We start from the raw sequence: 20,962 nt of genomic DNA, 5'->3' as shown, positions 1-20,962 counted from the left end.
TCATCTAGACAGTCTGGTTAGACTCTACCGACCGCGCATGTTGTTTCGGATAAGTAGCTGCTCCGCTTTTAGTAGGCTTCCCCTTCCCCGGCAGGCTCTCGGGCTGTTCCGATCGCACCGAACAATCTCACAGGGCGATAATCATAGAATGTGAAGTACACAGGTTTTTCATTTCGTAATACCTCTAAAATAGACGGCAGTGAGGCGGCAGGGGCGCTTATTAAGGGGTACCCAAGATCATCGCGAAATTCATTCGGCGCTGCTTGGTTGGCATCGGTGTAGAACCGCCAAAAGGCAAGCGGTTTGCTGTTCACATCGAACACGGTGAGGGTGGCTGCAAATTTATTAGGATCTTCCAACGAGATGCAGTTTACGGAGTATGTGGCGATTTCGGTACTCGTGACCGGCATAACGACTCCTATCAATCACTCCCGGGGGCAAGCACGAAATGTCCATGGACCCGAGTGGTACGTTCCCATTTTTGCGAAAGGATCATCCGTAAGCCAGAAAGTTTCATTGGACCATAGTCTGACTTTAGCCTTTTCACCGGCGGACAACTCTGTAATGCCTTGGGGCATCAACATTGAAAAAATGGGCCGCGAACCCCAACTAGGGGAAGCTAGGGGAACACGTCAGGTCAAATGGAGATTCTCCCAGTTCCTCATTCTTCTTGTCGGAGTACGCTGGAGCCATGGCCACAGAGTTGAAGGCTTGGTTTTTTCTCATCATCAGTCTGCTGCTCTTACTCATCATCTGTAGTGTGGCCGCGCTGGGGCTCTTCACCCGACCGAAGCGTTGGAGCGAACGACCCAGCCCTGCAACCGCATAAGAGTACGGCGCCCATCGATGGGTATGCCAGTTATTCTTACGGCCCGTCTCACGGATGAAAGCGGTGCTCATGGACAATATGTCTTTGAGAAGTGGACGAGTGGCGCATGTTCTCTTTTTAGATAACGTATGATCGTCCATCGGGGTCACCGCTCCCTCATAGCCATCATCACGCAAGTCACCCAGAACGCGAGCGCCACTTGGATTATCGAGATGCATATTACCAAGACGAGGTCGGATCGAAGTGTTTGGTTGTCGCTGTTGCTGTCTCGTGGTCTGGAATGCAATGTGATGACCGCTGGGTCTAATAACCTGGCGATTTGCCTTCGGGGATCTGAGCGATACGTCAATACCATGATGGTCAGTGCTGACTCGACGGCCCGCGCGAACAGCCGCGCATTGCCATGCTTTGAGAGCCGGCTCATCCCACGGCACTGTCCAGACTGCGGCGTGCTGAAATTCGGACCCACAGAACTTGAGGAATTGTCGGTTGCGGACACCGGCGCAATCCCCGGCTTCGGCCAAATGGTGAGCGCGAGAATCGGGCCCACTCCCGGTAAGGCCCGGAGCCGTTGATAGTCGAAACGGAGTTCAAGCGCCTGGTCGGCCTGTCGCTCAATCACGGCCCGGGTGGCGCAGAGGTTCTCATCTTCCACCAGCATCATGCGGGAACATCTGGATGGCCTCGGAGTCTTCCGCCGCGGCGAACCCGATGCTCTGACTGGCGGTCGCGTAGAGGTCGGCGAGGAAGCCTCGTTTATTCAGTTTGCGGCCCACCACGGTCCACGCCTCTTACTCAAACCATTCCTGGAAATAGCGGGTGATTGCGGCGGGACAGGGAACCGATACAGTAGCTGCGTAAACCATCACTATCTTCGTAGCTGAAATAGTTCAAGATGATTGACCATCTCGGCGCGCACATCTTCAGCCTCGACCAGCTGCCAGTAGATGACCAACGCGAGCATGGCACCTAACATGACCAACACCAAGTCCTCCGGATTACTATCCTGCCATCCGAACCCCTGGGCGAAGACTCCTCCGATCAGGGCCCCTGTCATTCCTAACAACATCGTGCCGGCCGTACCCTCCAATGATTGTTGGAGAAGTAGCCATTTCGTCAGTAAGCCGGCAATCAATCCGAGGACCACCCACCCATACGAAAATCATGGCTGCCCCTTTCGATTAGCGGTTGTTACGAGCTCATCCCATCCCCTTCATAGGTACATGCAAGCCTAGCTCCATGGGGCACCATACATCCTTCCGAATGATTTAAATGGCTTATGAAATCCCTAAACCGCTTGTCAAGCTTCCTGAGTTGAACAGATTGTCTTTGGGGGAAAGAGTGTCCCGTGGACCGCCAGTCTTCTCCTTCACTCGCCCGCACGAGAGCCATTTCCAGTGCAGGCGTGGAAATCTGCTGCGAGACCACCGGCGCCTATGAATTGGGTCTGGAGGCGGTAATGAACTCATTGAGCGGCTGACGGCCGGCGAAGAGCGTGGCTTCTTCATTCCGAATACAGCGGCTGATGGCTCCCAGATGAGCGTATTCGCAACGGCCGTCCACAACGGCACAAGCCAGCAAGCGGCCTTACTTCCAGGCGATGTGGTTGAGAAGGTCGGTCAGCCGCACAGCGGCCGTGGTCAGTTGAATCTTCGCATCCTCCTTGTGGCTCTGCAGATACCGTGTCTTGGATGCTGGTGTCACGATCCGGCTTTTGACATGGAGCGGATCATGCGGCGCCTTCTCCGACCGAATTATACAGCCGTCTGCCAGTTCAATGTTGAAGACGCGGGTGCGAGCCACGTAGAGCGAATCCGTCGCCCACTGCTCGGGCCAATGATGAAGATCTCCGCTGGCTTTATAGCTTTCTGAGGTCGAGGAGCGCATCTCAGCTTTGACCAACTCTGCCAGATGGGTCACTCCGGAGGCTTCGTAGAGCTCACACACCCTTTCGCCCCGTTCACAACATCGACGAGACAATCATCCCAGGCGGAATGGAGGTGTTCTCGCGTGCGCACCATGGGGCATTGTGGATGTTTGAGGAAGAGCACCACATTGCCGCCGCGATCGTTCTTGGCATGCTGCTGAGCGACCTTATCTGGATCGTCAATTCGCTGTGGTTGGGTGAGGGCATCAGGCGCGGTACTGTAGTAACCGGAGGCGACATGGAGGGACTGGTGAAGATCTTCCACAAGGTGTAGGAGCCAGCGCAGGGCTTGCAGCCGGGTGAATTGTGATGACTAGGTCTCTGCTTCCAGGATGTCAATACACTGCTGAATCATCTGCACGATGTCATTTGGGCGGGTGAACGGGAGTACAGGATCTCGGGATAGTGCGCGGACCCGAGCGGCAAATCGACATAATGCCATTCGGGATTATCCTGACGAGCACGAACATAAAGCGCGCGCCTCCTTCAGGTCGCCCGGTGAAAAGCCGGGAAGCACCGCATTCGGATTCTTGTTGAATGCTCGAATCTGGTCGGGCCACAACGAGAGCCGCGCCAACATGCCGCCGGGCAGTTCATCGCCGGTCCCCACAATGTCTGCTAGCGCCTTGATGGTGGCCGGTTCGAGATTGGCCTGCACCGCGTCCCCGATCGCGCGGTGGTCGCGGTCGCCTCAGGGAAACAAGCTGAGGCGCCCAGAGCAAGACGATCAATACGAAGATACTTCTCCGCATACGACCTCAGGGATAGATGGACGGCAGGGTGCCGGGATACAGATCAAAATGCAAGTGAGACATGGGCTGCCTTGAGATCCAGGTAATGACGGTGCTGCCCCGGTAATGAGCATTGCTCCCCGGCCCTTCGCCATGCCAGCTTCTGCCTGTGCCGAACGGAATTTAGCTGCGCTCTGGGGTCCCCCCTTCCGTCGTGGGGGCGTTACTGCTGATCGCGTGCTTCGCGGCGTCAACTTTTACGCCGAGTTCGTCCGCCTCTTGCGGCGTCATGATGCTCATTGCTTTACGAAACATCTCGTTTTCCTCTGCGACCACATGGTGCTCCACGAGTTTCTGCAAATCCTGGAATTTCGATACCCACGTCTGGTCATAAGTCTGAGCGGCTTCGAGTTCATCCAGCAGCGTTTTGATCTTGCGGTGCGCTTCTAAGGCCCGGACGGCATCATCGCGTGTGGCCTCTGCCTGCTGAAAGACGCGATAGACATGCAAATCTTCAACTTCTGCATGGAGTTCCAGCTCTCTTTTCATATCCCGGAATAAGCGATGGCGTTCCGGCGTGTCAGGTTGTCCAAACCCGCCCTGTATCTGTTGAAAGAGTGACGACACGTTTTTGTGATCGCGTTGTAAGAGCGTAAAGACATTCATAGCCGTTCCTTTCGATGCAACAAGTTTATAAGCCCGGCAGACTGGCCGTCGTTTACCGTGTCGGTCACGCCATAGTGTTATCCCGCTTCTCACGCCGTCCCACCTCAGGCATGGCAACCGAGAACCGGGGCGGGCCACCGGTGGTCGTTTGCTTGTCTGTCCCGGAAGAGCCGAACGATCAAGATACCGGGCAATCACCGGATAGAGGTCCTCGACGAGGCAGCCTTTGGAGAGATAGGCGTGGGCGCCGGCCCCGATGAGGGCTTGGGATATGGTGCCTGGCTCAGCAATGCCGAGACCAATCACAATGGCCTCTGGGTCTTCTTGCGTAATGGCGCGGGTCGCCTGCACTCCGTCCATCATTGGCATACAGATGTCCATCAGCACCACATGAGGCTTCAACATACGGGCATATTGGATGGCTTCGACGCCGTCGCTAGCTTCACCGACGATCTGTATATCGTTGTAGTCATGCAGCAGACCTCGAATGGCGTTCCGCATGAACGGTTGATCATCCACAAGTAATACGGTCGCATTGATCGGTGGCGAATCCATCGGGCGTGGTCCTTACCATTCTGCTCCATGGAGTTACGTCTCAAGCGGCGCCGATTGCTCAGCATGGATCTCGAAAAAGGCGTCCACGCTTTCAAGCAACCGCGCTTTAATCTCGTCTGGCGTTCCATTAATGACATGGATAGCCATGCTTCCCACCGATCCGTTCGGCAGTGTCACGGAAACATGCGGGTGTGCGAATTCGGTCCCCGTGCCCTTATCGAGCCGCATTCCGTAACCCAGGGTATATTGTGCTTTCTTGGTAGGAGCACCATTGTGCGGGACGTATGCCATTGTGGAGTTCCCCTTTCGTGAAGTCTTCCTTCGTTGATCTCTCGACAGCCGTCCTTAGTGTTTCTTATAGTCCGCTAAAGCGGCCTTGATGGCATCTTCGGCGAGCACCGAACAGTGAATTTTGACCGGAGGCAGATTCAGTTCATTTACGATGTCGGTATTCTTGATCGTCGCGGCCTCCTCCACCGTTTTCCCTTTCAGCCATTCTGTTGCCAGACTAGAACTGGCGATGGCAGACCCACAGCCGAAGGTTTTGAATTTCGCGTCCACAATGGTGTTATCGTGAACTTTAATCTGGAGCTTCATCACATCCCCACATTCCGGCGCGCCTACGATTCCAGTTCCCAGACCTGGCTCATCTTTCTTGAAGCTGCCCATGTTGCGGGGATTATTGAAGTGGTCCACGACTTTGTCGCTGTATGCCATTGTCCTGTCCTCCGTCAGAGTAAGAATTGTTCCTGTTACTGAATTTGGTGCTGAAAAAGGATGGCCACACACTCCTCTGAGCACTCACGACGGTTAGTAGCAAGGGCTACGCCATACGGGCAATATGTGACATGTGAATGTATTGAAGGACATAGGGCTACCTTTGTTAGATGCAACTTACTGCATCCGGTTACTTGGGGGACAGCCTGTCTCGTTGAAGCTAAGCTTGGTTCCGGCTTTAATGTCCCCTGTGCCGCACACATACGCGACGCCCGACTTAGCAGAGACCCCGTCGGCTAGGCCAGTCGCATCTGTGCAAGCGACGCGAACGCTGTCCCGCCACTGATGTCTGGAAGGATTGTCAACTCAAGCATGATGACCGCGCGTAGGTCGACATGATGACTTTCTATCTCTGTGGTCGTGCTTGGGGCGCAAAAGTTCCATTGCTGCCGGACGATTTCAGAAAAACATTGGCCGTTATCCGACGAACACCGGAGGACGTACTCTTGCGTCCGTGGGATTTGCGTTTCGACAAACTTTAACCAAATCCGCCGAAGCTGTGACGGCTGGTTGAACCGCAGGCGAATGGTCTGCTTCCCTGCCTCAGCGGCCCGCCATCCGAGACTGTCACGAGATAGCAATGCTGACTCAATGGGATGCGCGGTGTCTTCCGATGTGACCTCAACGTCCGCAAGTCTTTCCAGGTCCAACCATTCCGAATCTGAAGAAAGGCCTTCCTCTGCATGGCTCATGAGTCGTTTCTGCATACCATTTCCTCCTGCAGCCGCCTGGTCGCTTTACTCATCTTTTAAGACGCCGTGACCTCCTTATCTCTCCATTGAAGGCGCGGGTTGTGCAAGATAGGGCCCATTCATTCTATCTTTAACGCTATGATTATAATCAGTAGGAAGAAATGATTTGAGCGCACCGGACGAAGTAAGACGCACAGGATGTCCCGAACAGACGGCGCTTCCTTAAAAAAACCTAGCAGGACAGCCCAGGGACTGTAGTGCATTCATGACAATGCATCTAGTAGAACCCCGAGTGCTCCGTGCGTGTATGGCTTGCCACACTAGCGACTCGCGCCCATCTGTATTCATTTGCCCTGATCACTTTTCAAAAAGTCGTGAGCGTCCGAAATGCTTGCTTCCATCATGGAGGACTCTTGACATGACCATACCCTGGCGTCGCCTAGTACACGGGCTCTCAGTCACCATGGTATTTCTCGTGCTGAGCGCCTGCATCGTGTATGCATCCTATGCGGCCGTGGTCCTCTATGGATTAACTGGCTATATTGCCACCACGACAATTGTCCTCTTTATATGGCTATGGAGCTGGATTCATCCCGACTAGACATACAATAACTGAAGACCAACATTCCCCTTCCGCCATTTGCCGGATGTCACCTTGCTCGCGCTCCCATCGACGTCCCAGCACAGGATGGCGTGAAGAACACCCGACACAGCTTGACGCGAATCTATTGACAAGTCAGCCGGCTCTCAACGTTCACCGCATTCCCGCAGCCGCTATGCTGTTCCACAGGAAATCTGCAAGCGGCTGATTAAGGACACAGACGCGAATCGTGTAGGCGCTGAGGGGCAGTCCGCCGAGATTAGCGTTTGCGGCGGATCCGGCATGATAGGGGAGAATTTCGCGCGCCTTTCGTGGTGGACTGAGCTCTTCTTGATCCATTACGGACCGCGACCTTGGCTCGAGGTTTCTTCGCTTTAGGACGTGGCGATTTCGCCTTGGTGGACACGGGGAGCCAGGGCACCAAATTCTCCTTGATGACAGCTTCCACCACCTGGTAGGAGAGTGGACACCATCAAGAAGTGACTTGCTTTTCTTAGACATGGTTAATAGCGCCGGACCGCAAGCAGCATGTTATGTCCCCATAAGCGCCTAGAATTTTACCTCGTAATGGATGAACCGGCCGAATCCGGTTTGCCCGCTCGACAATTAGGATCATCTGTCGGTGTCTTCAGAAATAAGGAAGGACATCCGCCGGACGACAGTATTATCGCGGCTTACAACTCAAAACCCGTCTGCTTGTGTGCCACATCGGCTGCAATAGTACGACTCGTGCTCAGCCCGGCCGACTTGTTCCATTCGTGTAAGCAAGTATGAGGTATACCATGCCTTTTTTACACCGTATATCTCACGGTGTATAGTTCGGATGCCGATCAACGCGCACGGGCCAGCATTACAGAGGGCACTGAATGCCGACATAGCTAGTATGATCAATGGCCTGTGCAACCATTAGCACGGACGCCGAGTTCCCCTGCGCCATTGAGACCCGTCGCTGTGCAAGCATGAGTTCAATTAGCTGACTGCTTTTCTAGGCCAGGCGACCGTCGGTTGCTCGCCGATTTTCTCGTCCATCATTGTTTTAACGCGATGGGCGACTCCGAAGAGTGGTGCGCGCCATTCAGGGCTACGTTGGAGGAAGTCCTCTGCATAACGGAGTTCCGGGTCTTAGACCATGATGAAATGGAATGCCTCATCGCCCTACGTTTCGCTTCACACCCCAAGAACTTGTAAGTCTACCTGCCAACGGACCGCGTATCTCGGCATGGCAGATGGGCAACGAACAACACCCGTGTTTACCGGCGGTTCGTTCCTGCTCCCATTCAACGATCCGTCGTTCGTATTGCGCACGGAGGGATTCGCTTCCTGCCGCAGGGCCTGCAAGTCGGCCACTCGTTTGTCGATTTCGGCTTTCTGCCGGGTGATCGTATTAAGAACTGGTTTGTACAAGAGCCGCTTCAGCAACCACAAAACGACCAGGAAATTGATGATTTATTGTCATTGCGTAGGGCCTTGACGCTCATTACTATTGGGTGGAGTCAGAACACAGTACTCCGATTACCTTTAAGCATCATGCAACAAATCTCCCGTCACCAGTGCCTCGTTTATAAGGGCTCTCCTGCGCCGCATCTGCCACGGCTTTCAGCGTTGATCCGGCAAAAGCTGAACGAGAATCATTGTTGCGTGTATCTTAATAGACCATTCATGGTGGCTGGTATGCGAGCTCATCTATTCGCAGCGGGAATCAACGTCCCGCAAGAGGAAATCAAAGGGAGTCTGGCACTGTCGTCAGACACAGGATACCTCCTTAACGGGCGCTTCGATATTGATCGCATGCTGAGAACACTTGAGGAGGCCTTAGACCAGGCCCTGAATGACGGCTATGAAGGTCTATGGGCTTCAGGCGATATGGATTGGGAATTTGGTCCGGAAAAGGATTTTTCTAAACTCCTGGAGTATGAGTGGCAGTTGGAGGAATTTCGTCAAAAACGTCCGGCGCTCTCAGGCATCTGTCAGTATCATACGGATACCTTGCCGCATGAAGTGCTACGGCAAGGTCTCATGCCCCATCAGTCAGTCTTTCTGAATGAAACGCTTTCTCGACTCAATCCACATTATGTAAAACGAACATCGTTTACCGCGCAATCATCCAACACTCCTGCTCTAAATAATATGATCAATTGTCTTTGCGAAGATGCGAGCCCCAATTAGCCTTCGTGGCTATGGTCTATGCAGCGAATTGTGCACAAACTATCAGTTAAATGGACAGTGGAAATATACCGAGGCTAGATCGAAAATTCGAGGGGTGTCGGATTTTCGCTTCCACGACTTGCGGCATACGTTCGCGTCGGCTCTGGTGCAGCGCGGCGTGGATCTCTACCGCGTCCAGCGGCTAAATAGGTGGTGGTCCCAACGGGATTTGAACCCGTGTCTGAGCCTTGAGAGGGCTCCGTCCTAGGCCAAGCTAGACGATGGGACCGACTGATCATTGTTCAACGGCGAGTGCACGCAGCAGAGGGGCGACTCTATCACAGGAAGTTTTTGGTTTTCAAACGCCTGGAACTCCGTCGCTGGCCGACATTTATTCTCTATCCATTCCATCCGCTCACGTTGCGACCGAACTTCTGTCCGGCCGCCTTGTTCAACAGCCCGTTGAATGGAGACTTCGCCGGCCCGCTTGACGGGAATCGTGTCCGGCGCGATGACTCCACGATGTTGCTTGCTCTCGTTACGATTTTGACCTAAAGTGGCGTACAGTATGAAAAAGCTGCCTTACCTGCAGCAAATCAGTGTCCGCCTCACCGCTTCCTTCGTATGCAGCGCCCTTATCAGCGCCTGTAGTAGCTCCTCTCCTATCGGCATGCTTGCCCCGACGGATTCCAGCGCGTGGAATCAATGCGGAATGGCGACCAAGGTCAAGATAAGAGCCCCGGAATCGACGATCACCGTGTCCTATACCGAGCCGACGGTGGGCACGGACGGCAAGCCGCTTGAAAAGTTGGCGCGCACCACGATTTATGTCGATGCCGGCGGAGGACCGATGATCGCGAAAATCGTGCCGGCTACCAAGCCCAGCGGCGGCGGGAAGGTTTCGGAACAGGTTACGTTGTCCGTCAAGGATGCGGAAAAGGAGGTGGCCATTTGCGTAACGGCAACCGACTCGGAAAATCGTGAAGGCCCAGCGACTCCGTAGATAGATGCCATCCTATGGGGCAACCCGTTTGAGTGTCGAAGTTTCTCGGGCCAGTGAGCGTACCGGTGGATAAGACAAGACCAGATCCATTGAACCCTCCTCCTTCACCCGACTCGGATAAAACCGGACACGGCATCGAGCTCAGGCTGGGCTCGAACATCTTCCGCAACACCAACGGAGTCGTGAAGGTGCAGGGAAAGGAGCAGCTCGTACTCGAAACAGGCGTCGGGCCGGATCGTGTGTTGCTGACCATGGATTTTTACGATGGCAGCGGCAATCACATTGCGCATCTGCGCCGAAACCGCTGGGCCTTTAATGAGGGCAACCGTTTCAGCATTCACACCAGCGATTCTCCCCCTTCGTTGTTCCCTCACCTGCCTTGGCTCAAGATCACCGACGACGAAACCAATGAGACCTTGGTGGAAGCCGCCATCGCGCCCGGCGGGAAAATCCATGTTGCGACAGGCAAGTTCTACTCGCACCGTGGTCAATTGATCGAGATCACGTCGCACTATTGCCGGGTCGGATCGAGCCAGACGTTATTCGGAGATGTGTTCGAAGCGCGAGGCGGAACAGCCGTCTTGGGTTAGAGATGCCGGCGGGCGGTGAAACCGTAGATCACACGGCTGATCGTCTTCGCCACCGACACCGGCGGCCGATATCCGGCCTCCGGAGTGAAGTTTCATTTGGATCGCCGCGCCGGTGCTAAAAGTACGACCACCGTCATGGAAACGATGTCCGGCATTCATCGACCCAGCGTCCAGGCTTTCCTGGTCTGCGATTGCGTCATTGAAGACAGCGCCACACGAAAGAAAAGCCTGATCGGGATCTTCACCCATCTGCGATCCGCCTCATTTCCCTTTCAACATCAACAACTGGGCGTCTATTTTTGCCTGACGGACGCCGAAGGGACCTATCAGTTCGAAATCGATTTGTTCTTCCTCAATACGAATCAGCTGGTCTGCCGGGCTACGCTTCCTCACATCGACATTGGTGACCGTTTACAGATTTCCGATTTCGGCATCAATATCCCGATTATTGTCTTTCCGGCGCCGGGGCGCTATGAATTCCGGCTCAAGATCGGCGGCCACACGATCATCGCGCAGAAGGACTTCAATGTGATTGATTTGCCGGCACAACTGGCGACAGAAGGAGGTTCTGAGATATGAGTTTTGAGTTATGAGCTCCGCGGCGCGAAGAATAATGAGGTGCGCGAGCTATCAAAGAAGTTCTGAGGAAGGATGCGCTATCGATGGAAGGTACAAGAAGCTAAAGAATCTGGGTCAGACTCAGCATTTCTTCTAATACGCGCCGATCAATGCCAGGCAGGTATCGACGTATTCCGCTTCCCCTTTACGGCAGGCTTGGTCCCGCTGTTCCCGATCGCTGTAGAGCGTCACGACCATCTCACCCACCGTGCCGTAGCAATCCGATTTAAACCGGCCGTCGAGCTTCCGGCACAGCGCGAGCCCCGGATCCGGGCTCGCATCGGTCAAAATGAAATCCTTGACCGCGCCGATAAAACATTGGCGCACCTGATCGCCTCTCCCCAGCTCGCACAATTGGGTTACCCGTTCCGAGTCCCGTAAGGTATAGCCGCTGATATCGCGCCCGAGGCTCCGGTAGCAGGTCGTCTGGTGTTCCGTGACCACACGTTCACACTGCGTAAAGGCCTGCGCAAAATCATAATTCAGAAACGTGAGAATGGCGGAAGTCTGCATCAAATAGCAGGATCGCAGATATTTGCCGTCCAGCGCCGAACAGGGGTACAGCAAGTCCTGGGCGTTCATGAAGCTCGTAGCCTGGTGTTGCCCGTGGTGGGCATGAACTGTCTGCGCCTGCCTGGCGCTCTGGAACGTGACGATATTTTCCATGAAGACACCGCCGTAGCAAGATTCCCGATCCCATTCGCTGGTCAAATAATCACAATAGGCCAGGCTCTTCAGGACATCATAGTGAAACTGCAAGGTGACACCATGCCCCAAACCATGCAGGCAGTTGTAGCGTTTGAATGAAAAATCGATCACGCCCACGACCGGTGGGCAGAGTGACACGATGTGATGCGATTCAACGACCGCCAGGCTGCCGAGATAGGCTTGCAACACGCCATGATAACAACCGGACCAGAAGACATCGCGGCAGTGGGACATGGCCTTGGCCGGCTCTCCATAATGCGCAAAGGACTGCTGGCCGATATGATGCACGAGTGGGTGCGCTTCTCGCTCCACGTCGGGATCTTGTTTCGTCCATAGTTCAAGAAGCGAGAGCGCGTGCTCCGTGCCTTCGCTCTTGACCGCAGCCTCCAAGCGCTCGTGGAAACATCGCATCTTTTCGTCCACTGAAGATAGACTACAGAGATCAGGGCCCTCGCCGGCCGCAAAAGCCGAACCAAACACCAACCAGGACAGACCGATCATCGCCGCCGCTACCATCCGTTGCATACGCACTCCTCCGCTTGCCTCGCGCCCGACACCTACGCGGGACGTGCACCGTTTTCCATGGTCTTTTACCGGAATAGGCCCATTCTAAGACACCGAGCTCTACCTGACCAGCAAAATCCGGTTCGCATCCCGATCCGTCGCACGGGATAGCGCCTACTTCTCCCGCCGTATTCTTGTATGATAAAAGACAGAACGCAGTTACCAGAGAGCCGTCGAGTTGCCGGCAACCGTCTCTTGGATGCATTGACCATGACCGATTCCGCTCCAGCGTCAGATTTCATTCGCGACATCGTCGCAGCCGACCGTGCCGCGGGCAAGCACGAGGGGCGGGTCGTCACCCGCTTCCCGCCGGAGCCGAACGGCTACTTGCACATTGGGCATGCCAAGTCGATCTGCTTGAACTTTGGCATCGCCAATGAGAATCCCGGCGGCACCTGCCATCTCCGAATGGATGACACCAACCCCACGACCGAAGATCCCGAGTACGTCCGAGCCATTCGTGACGATGTTCATTGGCTCGGATTCGATTGGCAAGATAACTTGTTTTATGCCTCCGACTATTTCGAGCAGCTCTACGGCTATGCCGTGACGCTGATTAACAAGGGCCTGGCCTACGTCGATAGCCTGAATGCCGATGAAATGCGGCAGTATCGCGGCACGCTGACGGAACCGGGACGGAACAGTCCCTACCGCGACCGGTCGATCAACGAGAATCTTGATCTGTTTCGACGAATGCGGGCCGGGGAGTTTCCGGACGGCACACACGTGCTGCGCGCAAAAATCGACATGGCATCGCCCAATATCAATCTGCGCGATCCCGTCCTCTATCGTATCCGGCATACCGCTCATTACCGCAGCGGCACGGCTTGGTGCATTTATCCCGCGTATGATTTTGCCCATCCGTTATCGGATGCCATCGAAGGCATCACCCATTCGATCTGCACGCTGGAATTTGAAGACCATCGGCCGCTGTATGACTGGGTCGTGGAACATTGCGAGCCGCCCCATCATCCCCAACAAATCGAATTTGCGCGGCTGAACATGAGCAATACGGTCATGAGCAAACGAAAACTCTTGGACCTTGTCGAGCGAAAGTTGGTGCAGGGTTGGGATGATCCCCGTCTCTCCACGCTCAAAGGGCTCAGACGGCGAGGCTATACCCCGGAAGCAATCCGAGCCTTCTGCGATGCGATCGGCGTCGCGAAGCGAGACGCCGTCGTCGACGTGCAACTGCTGGAACATTTCGTGCGCGAGGACCTGAACAAACGGGCTCCCCGCGTCATGGGCGTGCTCCGTCCGTTGCGAATCACCATCGAGAATTATCCCGACGAACAGGTTGAAGAACTCGATGCCGTGAATAATCCGGAAAACCCGGCCGCCGGGAGCCGAAAGGTTCCATTCTCCCGTGTGCTCTATATCGACCGGGATGATTTTCGCGAAGATCCTCCGAAACAGTTCTTCCGCCTGGCGCCCGGGCGGGAAGTACGGCTCCGCTACGCCTACATCATAAAATGCACCGAGGTGGTGAAGGATTCGAGGACCGGCGAGGTAATTGAGCTACGGTGCACCTATGATCCGGAAACCAGAAGCGGCGGGTCGCAAGCACAACGAAAAGTCAAGGCGACCATTCATTGGGTCTCAGCCTCGCATGCGGTCGATGCCGAAGTTCGGCTATATGATCACCTGTTGGTCACGGATCCCTCCAAGATCCCGCCGGATGCGGATTGGACCTCTTATCTCAACCCGTCTTCGCTGGAACAACTGACTGCCTGCAAGGTAGAACCCAGCTTGCGCGATCCTCAACCGGGGCAGCGCTATCAGTTTGAGCGGCTGGGATACTTCTGCGTCGATCCTGATTCCATCCCCGGCCGGCCGGTGTTCAATCGCACCGTGTCATTGCGCGACAGCTGGGCGAAAATTGAAAAAGCTCAGCAGAGCCGATAGCCCAAGGTCCGGCAAAAGTGGAAGCCATCCTGTCTTCCGGTCAATTGCTTCATCACCGTAGAGCCCCGGATAATGAGCCGTCGTCCCAGGCCATCACGTGAAGCAGGAGGAGACAATGAACCTTTTCTCTTATCACGAGCAATTCGCCGACACACAGCATCTTGTTCAAGAACGGCTGATTGCCCTGGAGCTGGCCATCCCCGCCTCGTCCGAAGCGATTCGACCAACCCTCCTGAAGATTCATCGTTCGGCAGTCGGTCTGCATGGCATATTGACAGCGATCGATGTTTCGCTTCCCCTGCCGTCCGCACCATTTGGCCGCATTTCATGCTTCGATTGCGGCACGCGGAAAATGGAAACCTTCCACACATCCAAACAGGGCGGCTATCACTTGTGTCCACCCTGCTTCGAGCACCGTCTCGGCACTGGCAGGGCCCGGTCGGCACATTGAACATCGATCGCCGAAAATCGCCGAAAGTTTCGGCGACCTATCGGGCTTGCAACTGGGTACAGCAAGGAATGGCGAGCGGCCTAAAACCACTGGATGCAGGGCAGGACAGAGATATGAAATGGAAGCCCGCCGCTTATGGGATGGGACTTGAGTTCGTCTTGAAATTGATGCACCCGATCTCGAAACTCGCTCAATTGGTCATCCGGCACAGCCAAGAGAAGAACCGTATTCGATCCATCCCAGGTTACCGACCCAGGGACACTGCCGGTCGCGCCTTTGCCCTGCAGACCGTCAAGCCGTGTAAACGGCAGCTGTTCCTCACTCCACCAACGGCAGCACGTCGTGCTCAAGTGATGTCCGAAATACCATCACCATTTGCATAACTCTTCCTCTGTGGATTGGAGATTACGGTAAGAGAGTCATGAGATGCGACAGCGCGCACAGGAAGGGACCGTGAAAACAAGATTGGCTGGGGGACCAGGATTCGAACCTGGGTAGCCAGCTCCAAAGGCTGGCGTCCTACCGCTAGACGATCCCCCAGCAGCGGTGATGCCTCATCAAGGCGGGTGTATCTTGACCATGTATGGTACTGATATGTCAAGCAATTACCATCGGGCATTGAGTCGCGCCATCCGGGACATGCTCGGCGTCGAAAACTTAATCTAACTCTTCAACATTTGTAGCATCCACGCCATTATAAGGCGGGGCATTGCACCATGCCGGCCTCAAAAATCACAGGGAGAACCAGAAGCGAGCCATGAGGTCCGAAGCTGCACATGAGGTCAAGGTCGTCCATGCTATTCCCGGACGCGTCCGACTGAAGTATCACCGTCTGAGAAAGTCTCCTCAGATGAGCCGGACCATTCATGGTAAACTCGATGCCCCGCTGGTATGAATATTTCTGGTTTGCCTTCGGCGTCTATTTCACGCTGAATAAAGCTGAGTCGCCCGCCGATGAAGGCGCTAATATAGCATCATGCAGTATCGCCCGTGCCGGCCATCCCAATCCGGCATGATTAACCGCTTTTGAATAAACGGAACTCATAGATGGTGGGAGCAACCGTGGGTAGTGCGGAGCGGCAAACGAAGCGGAGTTTGGCTGGGGGACAAGGATTCGAACCTTGGTAGTCAGATCCAGAGTCTGACGTCCTACCACTAGACGATCCCCCAACCGATGGTCAACCTATAATAAGGCCTTCAAATCAGTCAAGCCTACGCGGATTTTGCCCGCTCGAGTCCCAGGCGCAAGCGATCCAGTGTCCGATCTCGTCCCAATACTTCCATGACCTCGAAGAGCCCGGGGCTAGCGGTCCGTCCGGTCAGAGCGACACGAACCGGTTGGGCAAGCTGTCCCATCTTGATGCCATGCTTCTCAATAAGTTCCTTGAAGACTTCCTCCCATGATTCTTTTGAGAATGTGGGCAGAGTCTCGTACCGCTCTATCAGCTCGGCAAGCGCCGGAGCAATAGACGGAGTTAGAAATTTCTTTGCCGCCGCCTCTTCCATGACCGGCTCCCGGCCGAAATAGGGTCTGACCCAATGGACCATTTCAACGAGAGTCTTGGTTCGTTCTCTGACCAAGACCACGAGCTGTCGAAGCCATTCTGAATCCGCCCCGCTTGCCTCCTCTCCCAGGCCCGCCTCTTCCAGAAAAGGACGTAATTGCTCCGCGACCTTCACTGGATCTCCATACTGAATATACTGGGCGTTGATCCAAAGGAGCTTTTCGGGATTGAACACCGCCGCCGACGTTTGCACCCGGTCGAAGGAAAACTTCTCGATTAATTCGTCGCGTGTAAAAATTTCCTGGTCTCCGTGCGACCACCCGAGACGGACCAAATAATTCACGAGCGCGTCCCGGAGATATCCCATTTCCTTGTAGGCCATAACCGATGTCGCACCATGCCGCTTGGACAGGCGAGCCTTATCCGATCCGAGAATCATCGGCAGATGGCCGAAGCGCGGAAGCGGATAGCCCAGCGCCCGGAAGATCGGAATCTGCCGGGGCGTATTCGTCAGATGATCATCGCCTCGCACGACGTGGCTGATTTTCATCAGGGCGTCATCGACGACCACCGAGAAATTATAGGTCGGGTAGCCATTCGAACGGAGAATGATCAGATCATCGAGGACATTATGATCAAAGACGACTTGTCCTTTAATCAGATCATCGATGACGATCTGGCCCTCTTGGGGAGCCATGAAACGAAGCGCGGCCTCTTCAGACGGATTAGTAATCCCGAGATCGCGACAACGACCGTCGTACCTGGGCGACAGGCCTTTGGCCTCCGCCTCCTTCCGCCGAGCCTCCAGATCTTCCGGCTTGCAAACACACCAATAGGCTTTCCTCTTTTCCAGTAAGCTCAGGGCATGTTGCCGGTACAATTCCATCCGTTCGGTCTGCCTGAACGGTCCCTCATCCCAATCCAACTTGACCCAACGCATTCCATCCAGGATGGCCTGGATCGACGCATCGGTCGAGCGGTCTTGATCCGTATCTTCAATGCGGAGGACAAAGACGCCTCCCTGCTGGCGGGCGAAGAGCCAGTTGAATAGAGCCGTCCTTACCCCACCGATATGGAGAAAACCCGTGGGACTGGGCGCAAACCGGACGCGGACTGGAGTCATGATGACGATCTTTCCATACGGCGAAAAACGGAGCTGGCTTTTCGAAAAACGGGGCGCTATCTATAACATGGCATTTGTCGGTTGTACAGAATCGCCCAAAGACGGACGAGCCCGGCATTAATCGAGCACAATGGCTGAGACAGTTCAACAGGCGGATGTCGTTCGCATAACAGACCTGACACCGCACGTCAGGGAGATTGTTCTGTTGCCTACCGACCAAAAAATCGGCTACCAGCCCGGGCAATGGGTATCCATCAAAGTCCCGCACAATCAGCAACTGCTGCTCAATCGAGCCTATTCTATGGCGGCGCCGGAACAGGTTTCGGGCCATATACCGCTTGTATTCGACCGCGTGCCGGGCGGTATCGGTTCCGAATATCTCTATTCACTCCAGGCCCACGACCGGGTGTCGCTGTCCGGTCCCCATGGGAAATTTCTTCTACCGGCACACGTTCAGAAAGACCTTCTTTTAATCGGCCGTTACACCGGAATTGTGCCGATACGATGCATGATTCAATCGCTGGTTTCCAGGCAACCAGGTACGCTCACCGTCATTCAGGCGGCTCCGGCCGAAGATGAACTTCTCTACCAAAATGAATTCATTGAGCTGGCAGCTTCTCGCACGAATTTCCACTATATCTCGGTCGTGTCCGATCCGCCGGCTGAGACCGATCGAGTCATCGAAGTGCTCTCCCGGCTGATCAAGGATCGCCGTGACATCGCGCCGATGATTTGCGGCATCAAGCAGTTCGCACGGCCCTTGCGGGGATGGCTGATTGAGCTGGGATTTGACCGGCGCGATGTAAAGATCGAGACCTACGACTGATGCTGGCGCCGCTCGTAAGACCTCGGGCAGACTGAACCCTTTCTTCAGTGTCCTTCCTTCGTCAGGTTCTTATTGACAGCGGGGATTTCAATCACAATATCGGTCGTCCCGTTCGGAACGCACTGGCATCCCAATCGGGATTGGAGCGTCGTGACCGGCGCCTCTTCCAGTTGATCAAATTCATCGTCGGTCCCTTCATTACAGGTATCAAGTCCTTTTTTTACAATCACATGGCAGGTAGAGCACGCGCAGACGCCGCCGCAGACATGCTCCAAATCAATGCCATGGCCCATCGCGATATCCAGAATGCTGCCGGGGAGTCCCGTCGGCCCATAAGGAATCTTATCCGGCTGGACGGTAATCTTGGTTTCTGTCTTGTCGGGGGCAATGAACGTGATGTCGTAGGGCTTTGTCGGCAACTCTACTTCGGTTTTGTCGATATAAGGATTCGTCCCTCCCATTGGTCCTCCCAGAACTCGTTATCGATGAAAAAAGACTGGACGTGGCTGCTTGACAGTCCAAAGAAGCCTATGATAGTTTTCATTATCCGACTTAATTGGTCGGAGATCATTATAGTCCCCGACTAGATGAATCGGCAATAGCCTTATGTTGAAACTGTCGAAAAAAGCGGATTACGGATTGATGGCATTGCAACACATCGCCTCCGTTCAATTTGGCGACGTGACACACGCCCGCATGGTCAACACAAAGGAGATCGCCGAAGAGTACAACATCCCCGTCGAGCTGCTCGCCAAGGTGCTTCAAACTCTCTCGAAGAATGGATTGATTGAAAGCCATAATGGCCCCAAGGGAGGCTACTTGCTTGCTAGAAGCCCTCGGGAGGTCACCATCGCCCAGGTGTTGGAAAGTCTGGAAGGACCGCTGGGTATCATGGATTGCTCGCACGAAAAGGAAGGCGATCTCTGCATGCAGCGTGAACACTGCACCATTCGCACTCCGCTGCTGAAGGTGCAAAACAGCATCTATCAACTACTCAACAACATGACCCTGCAAGACATGATGGGGGGCACTCCGCTGATTACTATTCAGTCCGTGTCGCCAGAACAACAAGGAGTCGAGCGATGAAGTTTCCGATCTATCTAGACTACCATGCCACCAGCCCGGTCGATCCCCGGGTTTTGGAAGTCATGTTGCCGTTTTTCACCGAAAAGTTCGGCAACGCGGCCAGCCGCAACCATGCCTTCGGCTGGGAAGCGGAAGAGGCGGTGGAGAAGGCCCGTAAACAGATTGCCCGGCTGATCCATGCCGACCCCAAAGAGATCGTCTTTACCAGCGGAGCAACCGAATCCAACAACCTAGCCCTGAAGGGCGTGACCGAGATGTATCATGAGAAGGGCGATCACATTATCACGTCGTCCACCGAACATCGGGCGATCCTGGATACGGCGAAGACCCTGGAGGCCAAACGCGGCTTAAAAGTGACCTACTTGCCGGTCGACAAATTCGGCATGGTCAATCCGGAAGACGTCCGCAACGCCATTACCGACAAGACGGTTCTGATCTCCATCATGTTTGCGAACAATGAGATCGGAACAATCAATCCGGTCAAGGAAATAGGCAAAATTGCCAAAGAAAAAGGCGTGTTGTTCCATTGCGATGCTACACAGGGCGTCGGTAAAGTCCCGGTGAATGTGCAGGAAATGGGCATCGACCTCATGTCGTTCAGCGCCCACAAGATCTATGGGCCGAAGGGAATCGGAGCCCTTTATGTGCGTAAGAAGAATCCCCGCGTCCGGATCGCCGCTCAAATGGACGGAGGGGGACATGAGCGCGGGATGCGATCGGGTACGCTGGCTGTCCCGTTGATCGTGGGATTCGGAAAAGCGTGCGAGCTCTGCGAACAGGAAATGGTCGCCGAAGGAACCCGCCTGGCGGCCATGCGCGACCATCTCTATGCGACGATTACGAAAGCGATGGAGGACGTCTATCTCAATGGGCACCCGACCCAGCGATTGCCCAATAATTTGAACTTGTCTTTCGCCTATGTGGAAGGCGAATCCCTTCTCATGGGGGTGAAGGAGATCGCGTTGTCGTCCGGGTCAGCCTGCACATCCGCAACGCTGGAACCGTCTTATGTCTTACGCGCGCTCGGCATCGGATCGGAATTGGCCCACTCATCGATCCGCTTCGGCTTGGGCCGCTTTACGAAGCCCGAAGAGGTTGATTATGCGGCAAAGAGGATTATTGAGACTGTAAACAAGCTGCGCGAAATGTCGCCCTTGTATGAAATGGCCAAAGAAGGGATCGACCTAAAGAGTGTTCAGTGGGCGGCTCATTGAAAAGGACCCGTAAGTTAACGAGGAGGAAGCACCATGGCCTACAGTGAGAAAGTGGTCGATCATTTCAACAATCCCCGGAATATGGGCAGCTTCAAGAAGGAAGAAGATGGTGTCGGCACAGGCATCGTAGGCGCGCCGGAGTGCGGCGACGTGATGAAGCTGCAGATCAAAGTTCAAGACGACACGATCGTCGATGCCAGGTTCAAGACGTTCGGGTGCGGGTCGGCAATCGCCAGCTCCAGCCTCGCGACCGAATGGCTCAAAGGCAAGACGGTGGAAGAGGCGGGAAAGATCAAGAATACCGATATTGTTCAGGAATTGAACCTTCCGCCGGTCAAGATCCATTGCTCCGTGCTGGCCGAGGATGCGATTAAGGCCGCGTTGGCGGATTACAAGAAGAAAGCCGACGATAAGGTCAGCGAAACCAAGTAACGGATCACGCGCTT

The 20,962-nt window shown here is 54.7% G+C and carries 26 protein-coding genes, 3 tRNA genes and 1 pseudogene; 13 read left to right on the top strand and 17 right to left on the bottom strand.

The annotated features are described in order from the left end of the window. Positions 1-68 precede the first annotated feature (68 nt). The 10 genes from ACWGXE_RS02735 to ACWGXE_RS02690 form a co-directional block, all read right to left on the bottom strand. Complete coding sequence (locus ACWGXE_RS02735; protein WP_447601122.1) at positions 69-410, bottom strand: hypothetical protein; 342 nt, start codon at positions 408-410, stop codon at positions 69-71. Positions 411-974: 564 nt separating this feature from the next. Beyond that, on the bottom strand, positions 975-1,493 hold the full coding sequence (locus ACWGXE_RS02730) for a hypothetical protein (protein ID WP_447601120.1): 519 nt from the start codon (positions 1,491-1,493) through the stop codon (positions 975-977). Between the two features lie 204 nt (positions 1,494-1,697). After that, positions 1,698-1,976, bottom strand: a complete 279-nt coding sequence (locus ACWGXE_RS02725; protein ID WP_447601118.1) for a GlsB/YeaQ/YmgE family stress response membrane protein — start codon at positions 1,974-1,976, stop codon at positions 1,698-1,700. Positions 1,977-2,416: 440 nt separating this feature from the next. Beyond that, complete coding sequence (locus tag ACWGXE_RS02720) at positions 2,417-2,749, bottom strand: hypothetical protein (RefSeq protein WP_447601117.1); 333 nt, start codon at positions 2,747-2,749, stop codon at positions 2,417-2,419. Next, on the bottom strand, positions 2,746-3,021 hold the full coding sequence (locus tag ACWGXE_RS02715; RefSeq protein WP_447601116.1) for a hypothetical protein: 276 nt from the start codon (positions 3,019-3,021) through the stop codon (positions 2,746-2,748). The genes ACWGXE_RS02720 and ACWGXE_RS02715 overlap by 4 nt, the downstream gene beginning before the upstream one ends. A gap of 183 nt (positions 3,022-3,204) precedes the next feature. Continuing rightward, the gene (locus tag ACWGXE_RS02710; RefSeq protein WP_447601115.1) at positions 3,205-3,414 is read right to left on the bottom strand and encodes a hypothetical protein; all 210 of its coding nucleotides are present in this window, start codon (positions 3,412-3,414) and stop codon (positions 3,205-3,207) included. A gap of 256 nt (positions 3,415-3,670) precedes the next feature. Beyond that, positions 3,671-4,708, bottom strand: coding sequence for a response regulator (locus ACWGXE_RS02705; protein ID WP_447601114.1), 1,038 nt, complete (start codon positions 4,706-4,708; stop codon positions 3,671-3,673). 33 nt (positions 4,709-4,741) lie between these two features. After that, positions 4,742-4,999 (bottom strand): hypothetical protein, encoded by a 258-nt coding sequence (locus tag ACWGXE_RS02700; RefSeq protein ID WP_447601112.1) that lies wholly within the window; start codon positions 4,997-4,999, stop codon positions 4,742-4,744. 54 nt (positions 5,000-5,053) lie between these two features. After that, positions 5,054-5,425 (bottom strand): Fe-S cluster assembly scaffold IscU, encoded by a 372-nt coding sequence (iscU, locus tag ACWGXE_RS02695; RefSeq protein WP_447601111.1) that lies wholly within the window; start codon positions 5,423-5,425, stop codon positions 5,054-5,056. Between the two features lie 296 nt (positions 5,426-5,721). After that, positions 5,722-6,192, bottom strand: a complete 471-nt coding sequence (locus tag ACWGXE_RS02690) for a carbohydrate-binding protein (protein ID WP_447601109.1) — start codon at positions 6,190-6,192, stop codon at positions 5,722-5,724. A 403-nt stretch (positions 6,193-6,595) separates the two neighbouring features. On the opposite strand from ACWGXE_RS02690, the gene ACWGXE_RS02685 reads away from it, so the two are divergent. The 3 genes and pseudogenes from ACWGXE_RS02685 to ACWGXE_RS02675 form a co-directional block, all read left to right on the top strand. Continuing rightward, positions 6,596-6,778, top strand: coding sequence for a hypothetical protein (locus ACWGXE_RS02685; protein ID WP_447601107.1), 183 nt, complete (start codon positions 6,596-6,598; stop codon positions 6,776-6,778). Positions 6,779-8,305: 1,527 nt separating this feature from the next. Further along, positions 8,306-8,944, top strand: coding sequence for an MEDS domain-containing protein (locus tag ACWGXE_RS02680; protein WP_447601105.1), 639 nt, complete (start codon positions 8,306-8,308; stop codon positions 8,942-8,944). 94 nt (positions 8,945-9,038) lie between these two features. Next, positions 9,039-9,128, top strand: a pseudogene (locus tag ACWGXE_RS02675) (tyrosine-type recombinase/integrase); the annotation flags it as partial. A 6-nt stretch (positions 9,129-9,134) separates the two neighbouring features. On the opposite strand, the gene ACWGXE_RS02670 reads toward ACWGXE_RS02675, so the two are convergent. Continuing rightward, positions 9,135-9,212 (bottom strand) — tRNA-Glu (locus tag ACWGXE_RS02670). Between the two features lie 62 nt (positions 9,213-9,274). On the opposite strand from ACWGXE_RS02670, the gene ACWGXE_RS02665 reads away from it, so the two are divergent. The 4 genes from ACWGXE_RS02665 (at position 9,275) to ACWGXE_RS02650 (ending at position 11,095) form a co-directional block, all read left to right on the top strand. Then, positions 9,275-9,478 carry a hypothetical protein gene (locus ACWGXE_RS02665; RefSeq protein ID WP_447601104.1) on the top strand — a complete coding sequence of 68 codons (204 nt, stop codon included), beginning with the start codon at positions 9,275-9,277 and terminating at the stop codon, positions 9,476-9,478. Positions 9,479-9,491: 13 nt separating this feature from the next. After that, positions 9,492-9,926 carry a hypothetical protein gene (locus ACWGXE_RS02660; protein ID WP_447601103.1) on the top strand — a complete coding sequence of 145 codons (435 nt, stop codon included), beginning with the start codon at positions 9,492-9,494 and terminating at the stop codon, positions 9,924-9,926. 65 nt (positions 9,927-9,991) lie between these two features. Further along, the gene (locus ACWGXE_RS02655) at positions 9,992-10,516 is read left to right on the top strand and encodes a hypothetical protein (RefSeq protein WP_447601101.1); all 525 of its coding nucleotides are present in this window, start codon (positions 9,992-9,994) and stop codon (positions 10,514-10,516) included. Positions 10,517-10,651: 135 nt separating this feature from the next. Continuing rightward, on the top strand, positions 10,652-11,095 hold the full coding sequence (locus ACWGXE_RS02650) for a DUF6941 family protein (protein ID WP_447601099.1): 444 nt from the start codon (positions 10,652-10,654) through the stop codon (positions 11,093-11,095). A 132-nt stretch (positions 11,096-11,227) separates the two neighbouring features. On the opposite strand, the gene ACWGXE_RS02645 is transcribed toward ACWGXE_RS02650, so the two are convergent. Next, on the bottom strand, positions 11,228-12,367 hold the full coding sequence (locus ACWGXE_RS02645; RefSeq protein WP_447601097.1) for a hypothetical protein: 1,140 nt from the start codon (positions 12,365-12,367) through the stop codon (positions 11,228-11,230). Positions 12,368-12,616: 249 nt separating this feature from the next. Here ACWGXE_RS02645 and ACWGXE_RS02640 point away from each other — a divergent pair, with 249 nt between their 5' ends. Further along, positions 12,617-14,311: a glutamine--tRNA ligase/YqeY domain fusion protein gene (locus ACWGXE_RS02640; RefSeq protein WP_447601096.1), complete on the top strand. Its 1,695-nt coding sequence runs from the start codon at positions 12,617-12,619 to the stop codon at positions 14,309-14,311. A 97-nt stretch (positions 14,312-14,408) separates the two neighbouring features. Further along, positions 14,409-14,762, top strand: a complete 354-nt coding sequence (locus ACWGXE_RS02635; RefSeq protein ID WP_447601094.1) for a hypothetical protein — start codon at positions 14,409-14,411, stop codon at positions 14,760-14,762. 80 nt (positions 14,763-14,842) lie between these two features. Here ACWGXE_RS02635 and ACWGXE_RS02630 read toward each other — a convergent pair whose 3' ends face one another. From ACWGXE_RS02630 to gltX, 4 genes are all read right to left on the bottom strand, one after another. Further along, positions 14,843-15,112 (bottom strand): hypothetical protein, encoded by a 270-nt coding sequence (locus tag ACWGXE_RS02630; RefSeq protein WP_447601092.1) that lies wholly within the window; start codon positions 15,110-15,112, stop codon positions 14,843-14,845. A gap of 116 nt (positions 15,113-15,228) precedes the next feature. Continuing rightward, positions 15,229-15,302, bottom strand: a tRNA-Gln gene (locus ACWGXE_RS02625). A 556-nt stretch (positions 15,303-15,858) separates the two neighbouring features. Beyond that, positions 15,859-15,932: transfer RNA gene (locus tag ACWGXE_RS02620), tRNA-Gln, on the bottom strand. 42 nt (positions 15,933-15,974) lie between these two features. Continuing rightward, the gene (gene gltX / locus ACWGXE_RS02615; RefSeq protein WP_447601091.1) at positions 15,975-17,390 is read right to left on the bottom strand and encodes a glutamate--tRNA ligase; all 1,416 of its coding nucleotides are present in this window, start codon (positions 17,388-17,390) and stop codon (positions 15,975-15,977) included. Between the two features lie 130 nt (positions 17,391-17,520). Here gltX and ACWGXE_RS02610 point away from each other — a divergent pair, with 130 nt between their 5' ends. Beyond that, the gene (locus ACWGXE_RS02610) at positions 17,521-18,216 is read left to right on the top strand and encodes a ferredoxin--NADP reductase (protein WP_447601089.1); all 696 of its coding nucleotides are present in this window, start codon (positions 17,521-17,523) and stop codon (positions 18,214-18,216) included. A 44-nt stretch (positions 18,217-18,260) separates the two neighbouring features. Here the strand turns inward: ACWGXE_RS02610 and ACWGXE_RS02605 are convergent, their stop codons facing one another. Further along, positions 18,261-18,677, bottom strand: coding sequence for a 2Fe-2S iron-sulfur cluster-binding protein (locus ACWGXE_RS02605; RefSeq protein ID WP_447601088.1), 417 nt, complete (start codon positions 18,675-18,677; stop codon positions 18,261-18,263). 145 nt (positions 18,678-18,822) lie between these two features. Here ACWGXE_RS02605 and ACWGXE_RS02600 point away from each other — a divergent pair, with 145 nt between their 5' ends. Genes ACWGXE_RS02600 through iscU (ACWGXE_RS02590) form a run of 3 tightly spaced genes read left to right on the top strand, consistent with a single transcriptional unit; the run spans position 18,823 to position 20,948 of the window. Beyond that, the gene (locus tag ACWGXE_RS02600) at positions 18,823-19,302 is read left to right on the top strand and encodes an RrF2 family transcriptional regulator (protein ID WP_447601087.1); all 480 of its coding nucleotides are present in this window, start codon (positions 18,823-18,825) and stop codon (positions 19,300-19,302) included. Beyond that, positions 19,299-20,516 carry an IscS subfamily cysteine desulfurase gene (locus ACWGXE_RS02595; protein ID WP_447601085.1) on the top strand — a complete coding sequence of 406 codons (1,218 nt, stop codon included), beginning with the start codon at positions 19,299-19,301 and terminating at the stop codon, positions 20,514-20,516. The genes ACWGXE_RS02600 and ACWGXE_RS02595 overlap by 4 nt, the downstream gene beginning before the upstream one ends. Before the next feature lie 33 nt (positions 20,517-20,549). Next, positions 20,550-20,948 carry a Fe-S cluster assembly scaffold IscU gene (gene iscU, locus ACWGXE_RS02590; RefSeq protein ID WP_447601084.1) on the top strand — a complete coding sequence of 133 codons (399 nt, stop codon included), beginning with the start codon at positions 20,550-20,552 and terminating at the stop codon, positions 20,946-20,948. Positions 20,949-20,962 lie beyond the last annotated feature (14 nt).

Source organism: Nitrospira sp. Nam80, from assembly GCF_965152575.1.
The sequence above is the reverse complement of the archived record's forward strand: the minus strand, read 5'-3'. Positions and strand labels throughout refer to the sequence as shown.

Coding starts and splice junctions, on each gene's coding strand:
- ACWGXE_RS02700 (WP_447601112.1), bottom strand. CDS start 4,999: ATGGCATACGTCCCGCACAATGGTGCTCCTACCAAGAAAGCACAATAT.
- iscU (WP_447601111.1), bottom strand. CDS start 5,425: ATGGCATACAGCGACAAAGTCGTGGACCACTTCAATAATCCCCGCAAC.
- ACWGXE_RS02645 (WP_447601097.1), bottom strand. CDS start 12,367: ATGCAACGGATGGTAGCGGCGGCGATGATCGGTCTGTCCTGGTTGGTG.
- ACWGXE_RS02595 (WP_447601085.1), top strand. CDS start 19,299: ATGAAGTTTCCGATCTATCTAGACTACCATGCCACCAGCCCGGTCGAT.
- ACWGXE_RS02685 (WP_447601107.1), top strand. CDS start 6,596: ATGACCATACCCTGGCGTCGCCTAGTACACGGGCTCTCAGTCACCATG.
- ACWGXE_RS02680 (WP_447601105.1), top strand. CDS start 8,306: ATGCAACAAATCTCCCGTCACCAGTGCCTCGTTTATAAGGGCTCTCCT.
- ACWGXE_RS02705 (WP_447601114.1), bottom strand. CDS start 4,708: ATGGATTCGCCACCGATCAATGCGACCGTATTACTTGTGGATGATCAA.
- ACWGXE_RS02640 (WP_447601096.1), top strand. CDS start 12,617: ATGACCGATTCCGCTCCAGCGTCAGATTTCATTCGCGACATCGTCGCA.
- ACWGXE_RS02650 (WP_447601099.1), top strand. CDS start 10,652: ATGGAAACGATGTCCGGCATTCATCGACCCAGCGTCCAGGCTTTCCTG.
- ACWGXE_RS02735 (WP_447601122.1), bottom strand. CDS start 410: ATGCCGGTCACGAGTACCGAAATCGCCACATACTCCGTAAACTGCATC.
- ACWGXE_RS02690 (WP_447601109.1), bottom strand. CDS start 6,192: ATGCAGAAACGACTCATGAGCCATGCAGAGGAAGGCCTTTCTTCAGAT.
- iscU (WP_447601084.1), top strand. CDS start 20,550: ATGGCCTACAGTGAGAAAGTGGTCGATCATTTCAACAATCCCCGGAAT.
- ACWGXE_RS02730 (WP_447601120.1), bottom strand. CDS start 1,493: ATGATGCTGGTGGAAGATGAGAACCTCTGCGCCACCCGGGCCGTGATT.
- gltX (WP_447601091.1), bottom strand. CDS start 17,390: ATGACTCCAGTCCGCGTCCGGTTTGCGCCCAGTCCCACGGGTTTTCTC.
- ACWGXE_RS02605 (WP_447601088.1), bottom strand. CDS start 18,677: ATGGGAGGGACGAATCCTTATATCGACAAAACCGAAGTAGAGTTGCCG.
- ACWGXE_RS02610 (WP_447601089.1), top strand. CDS start 17,521: ATGGCTGAGACAGTTCAACAGGCGGATGTCGTTCGCATAACAGACCTG.
- ACWGXE_RS02600 (WP_447601087.1), top strand. CDS start 18,823: ATGTTGAAACTGTCGAAAAAAGCGGATTACGGATTGATGGCATTGCAA.
- ACWGXE_RS02660 (WP_447601103.1), top strand. CDS start 9,492: ATGAAAAAGCTGCCTTACCTGCAGCAAATCAGTGTCCGCCTCACCGCT.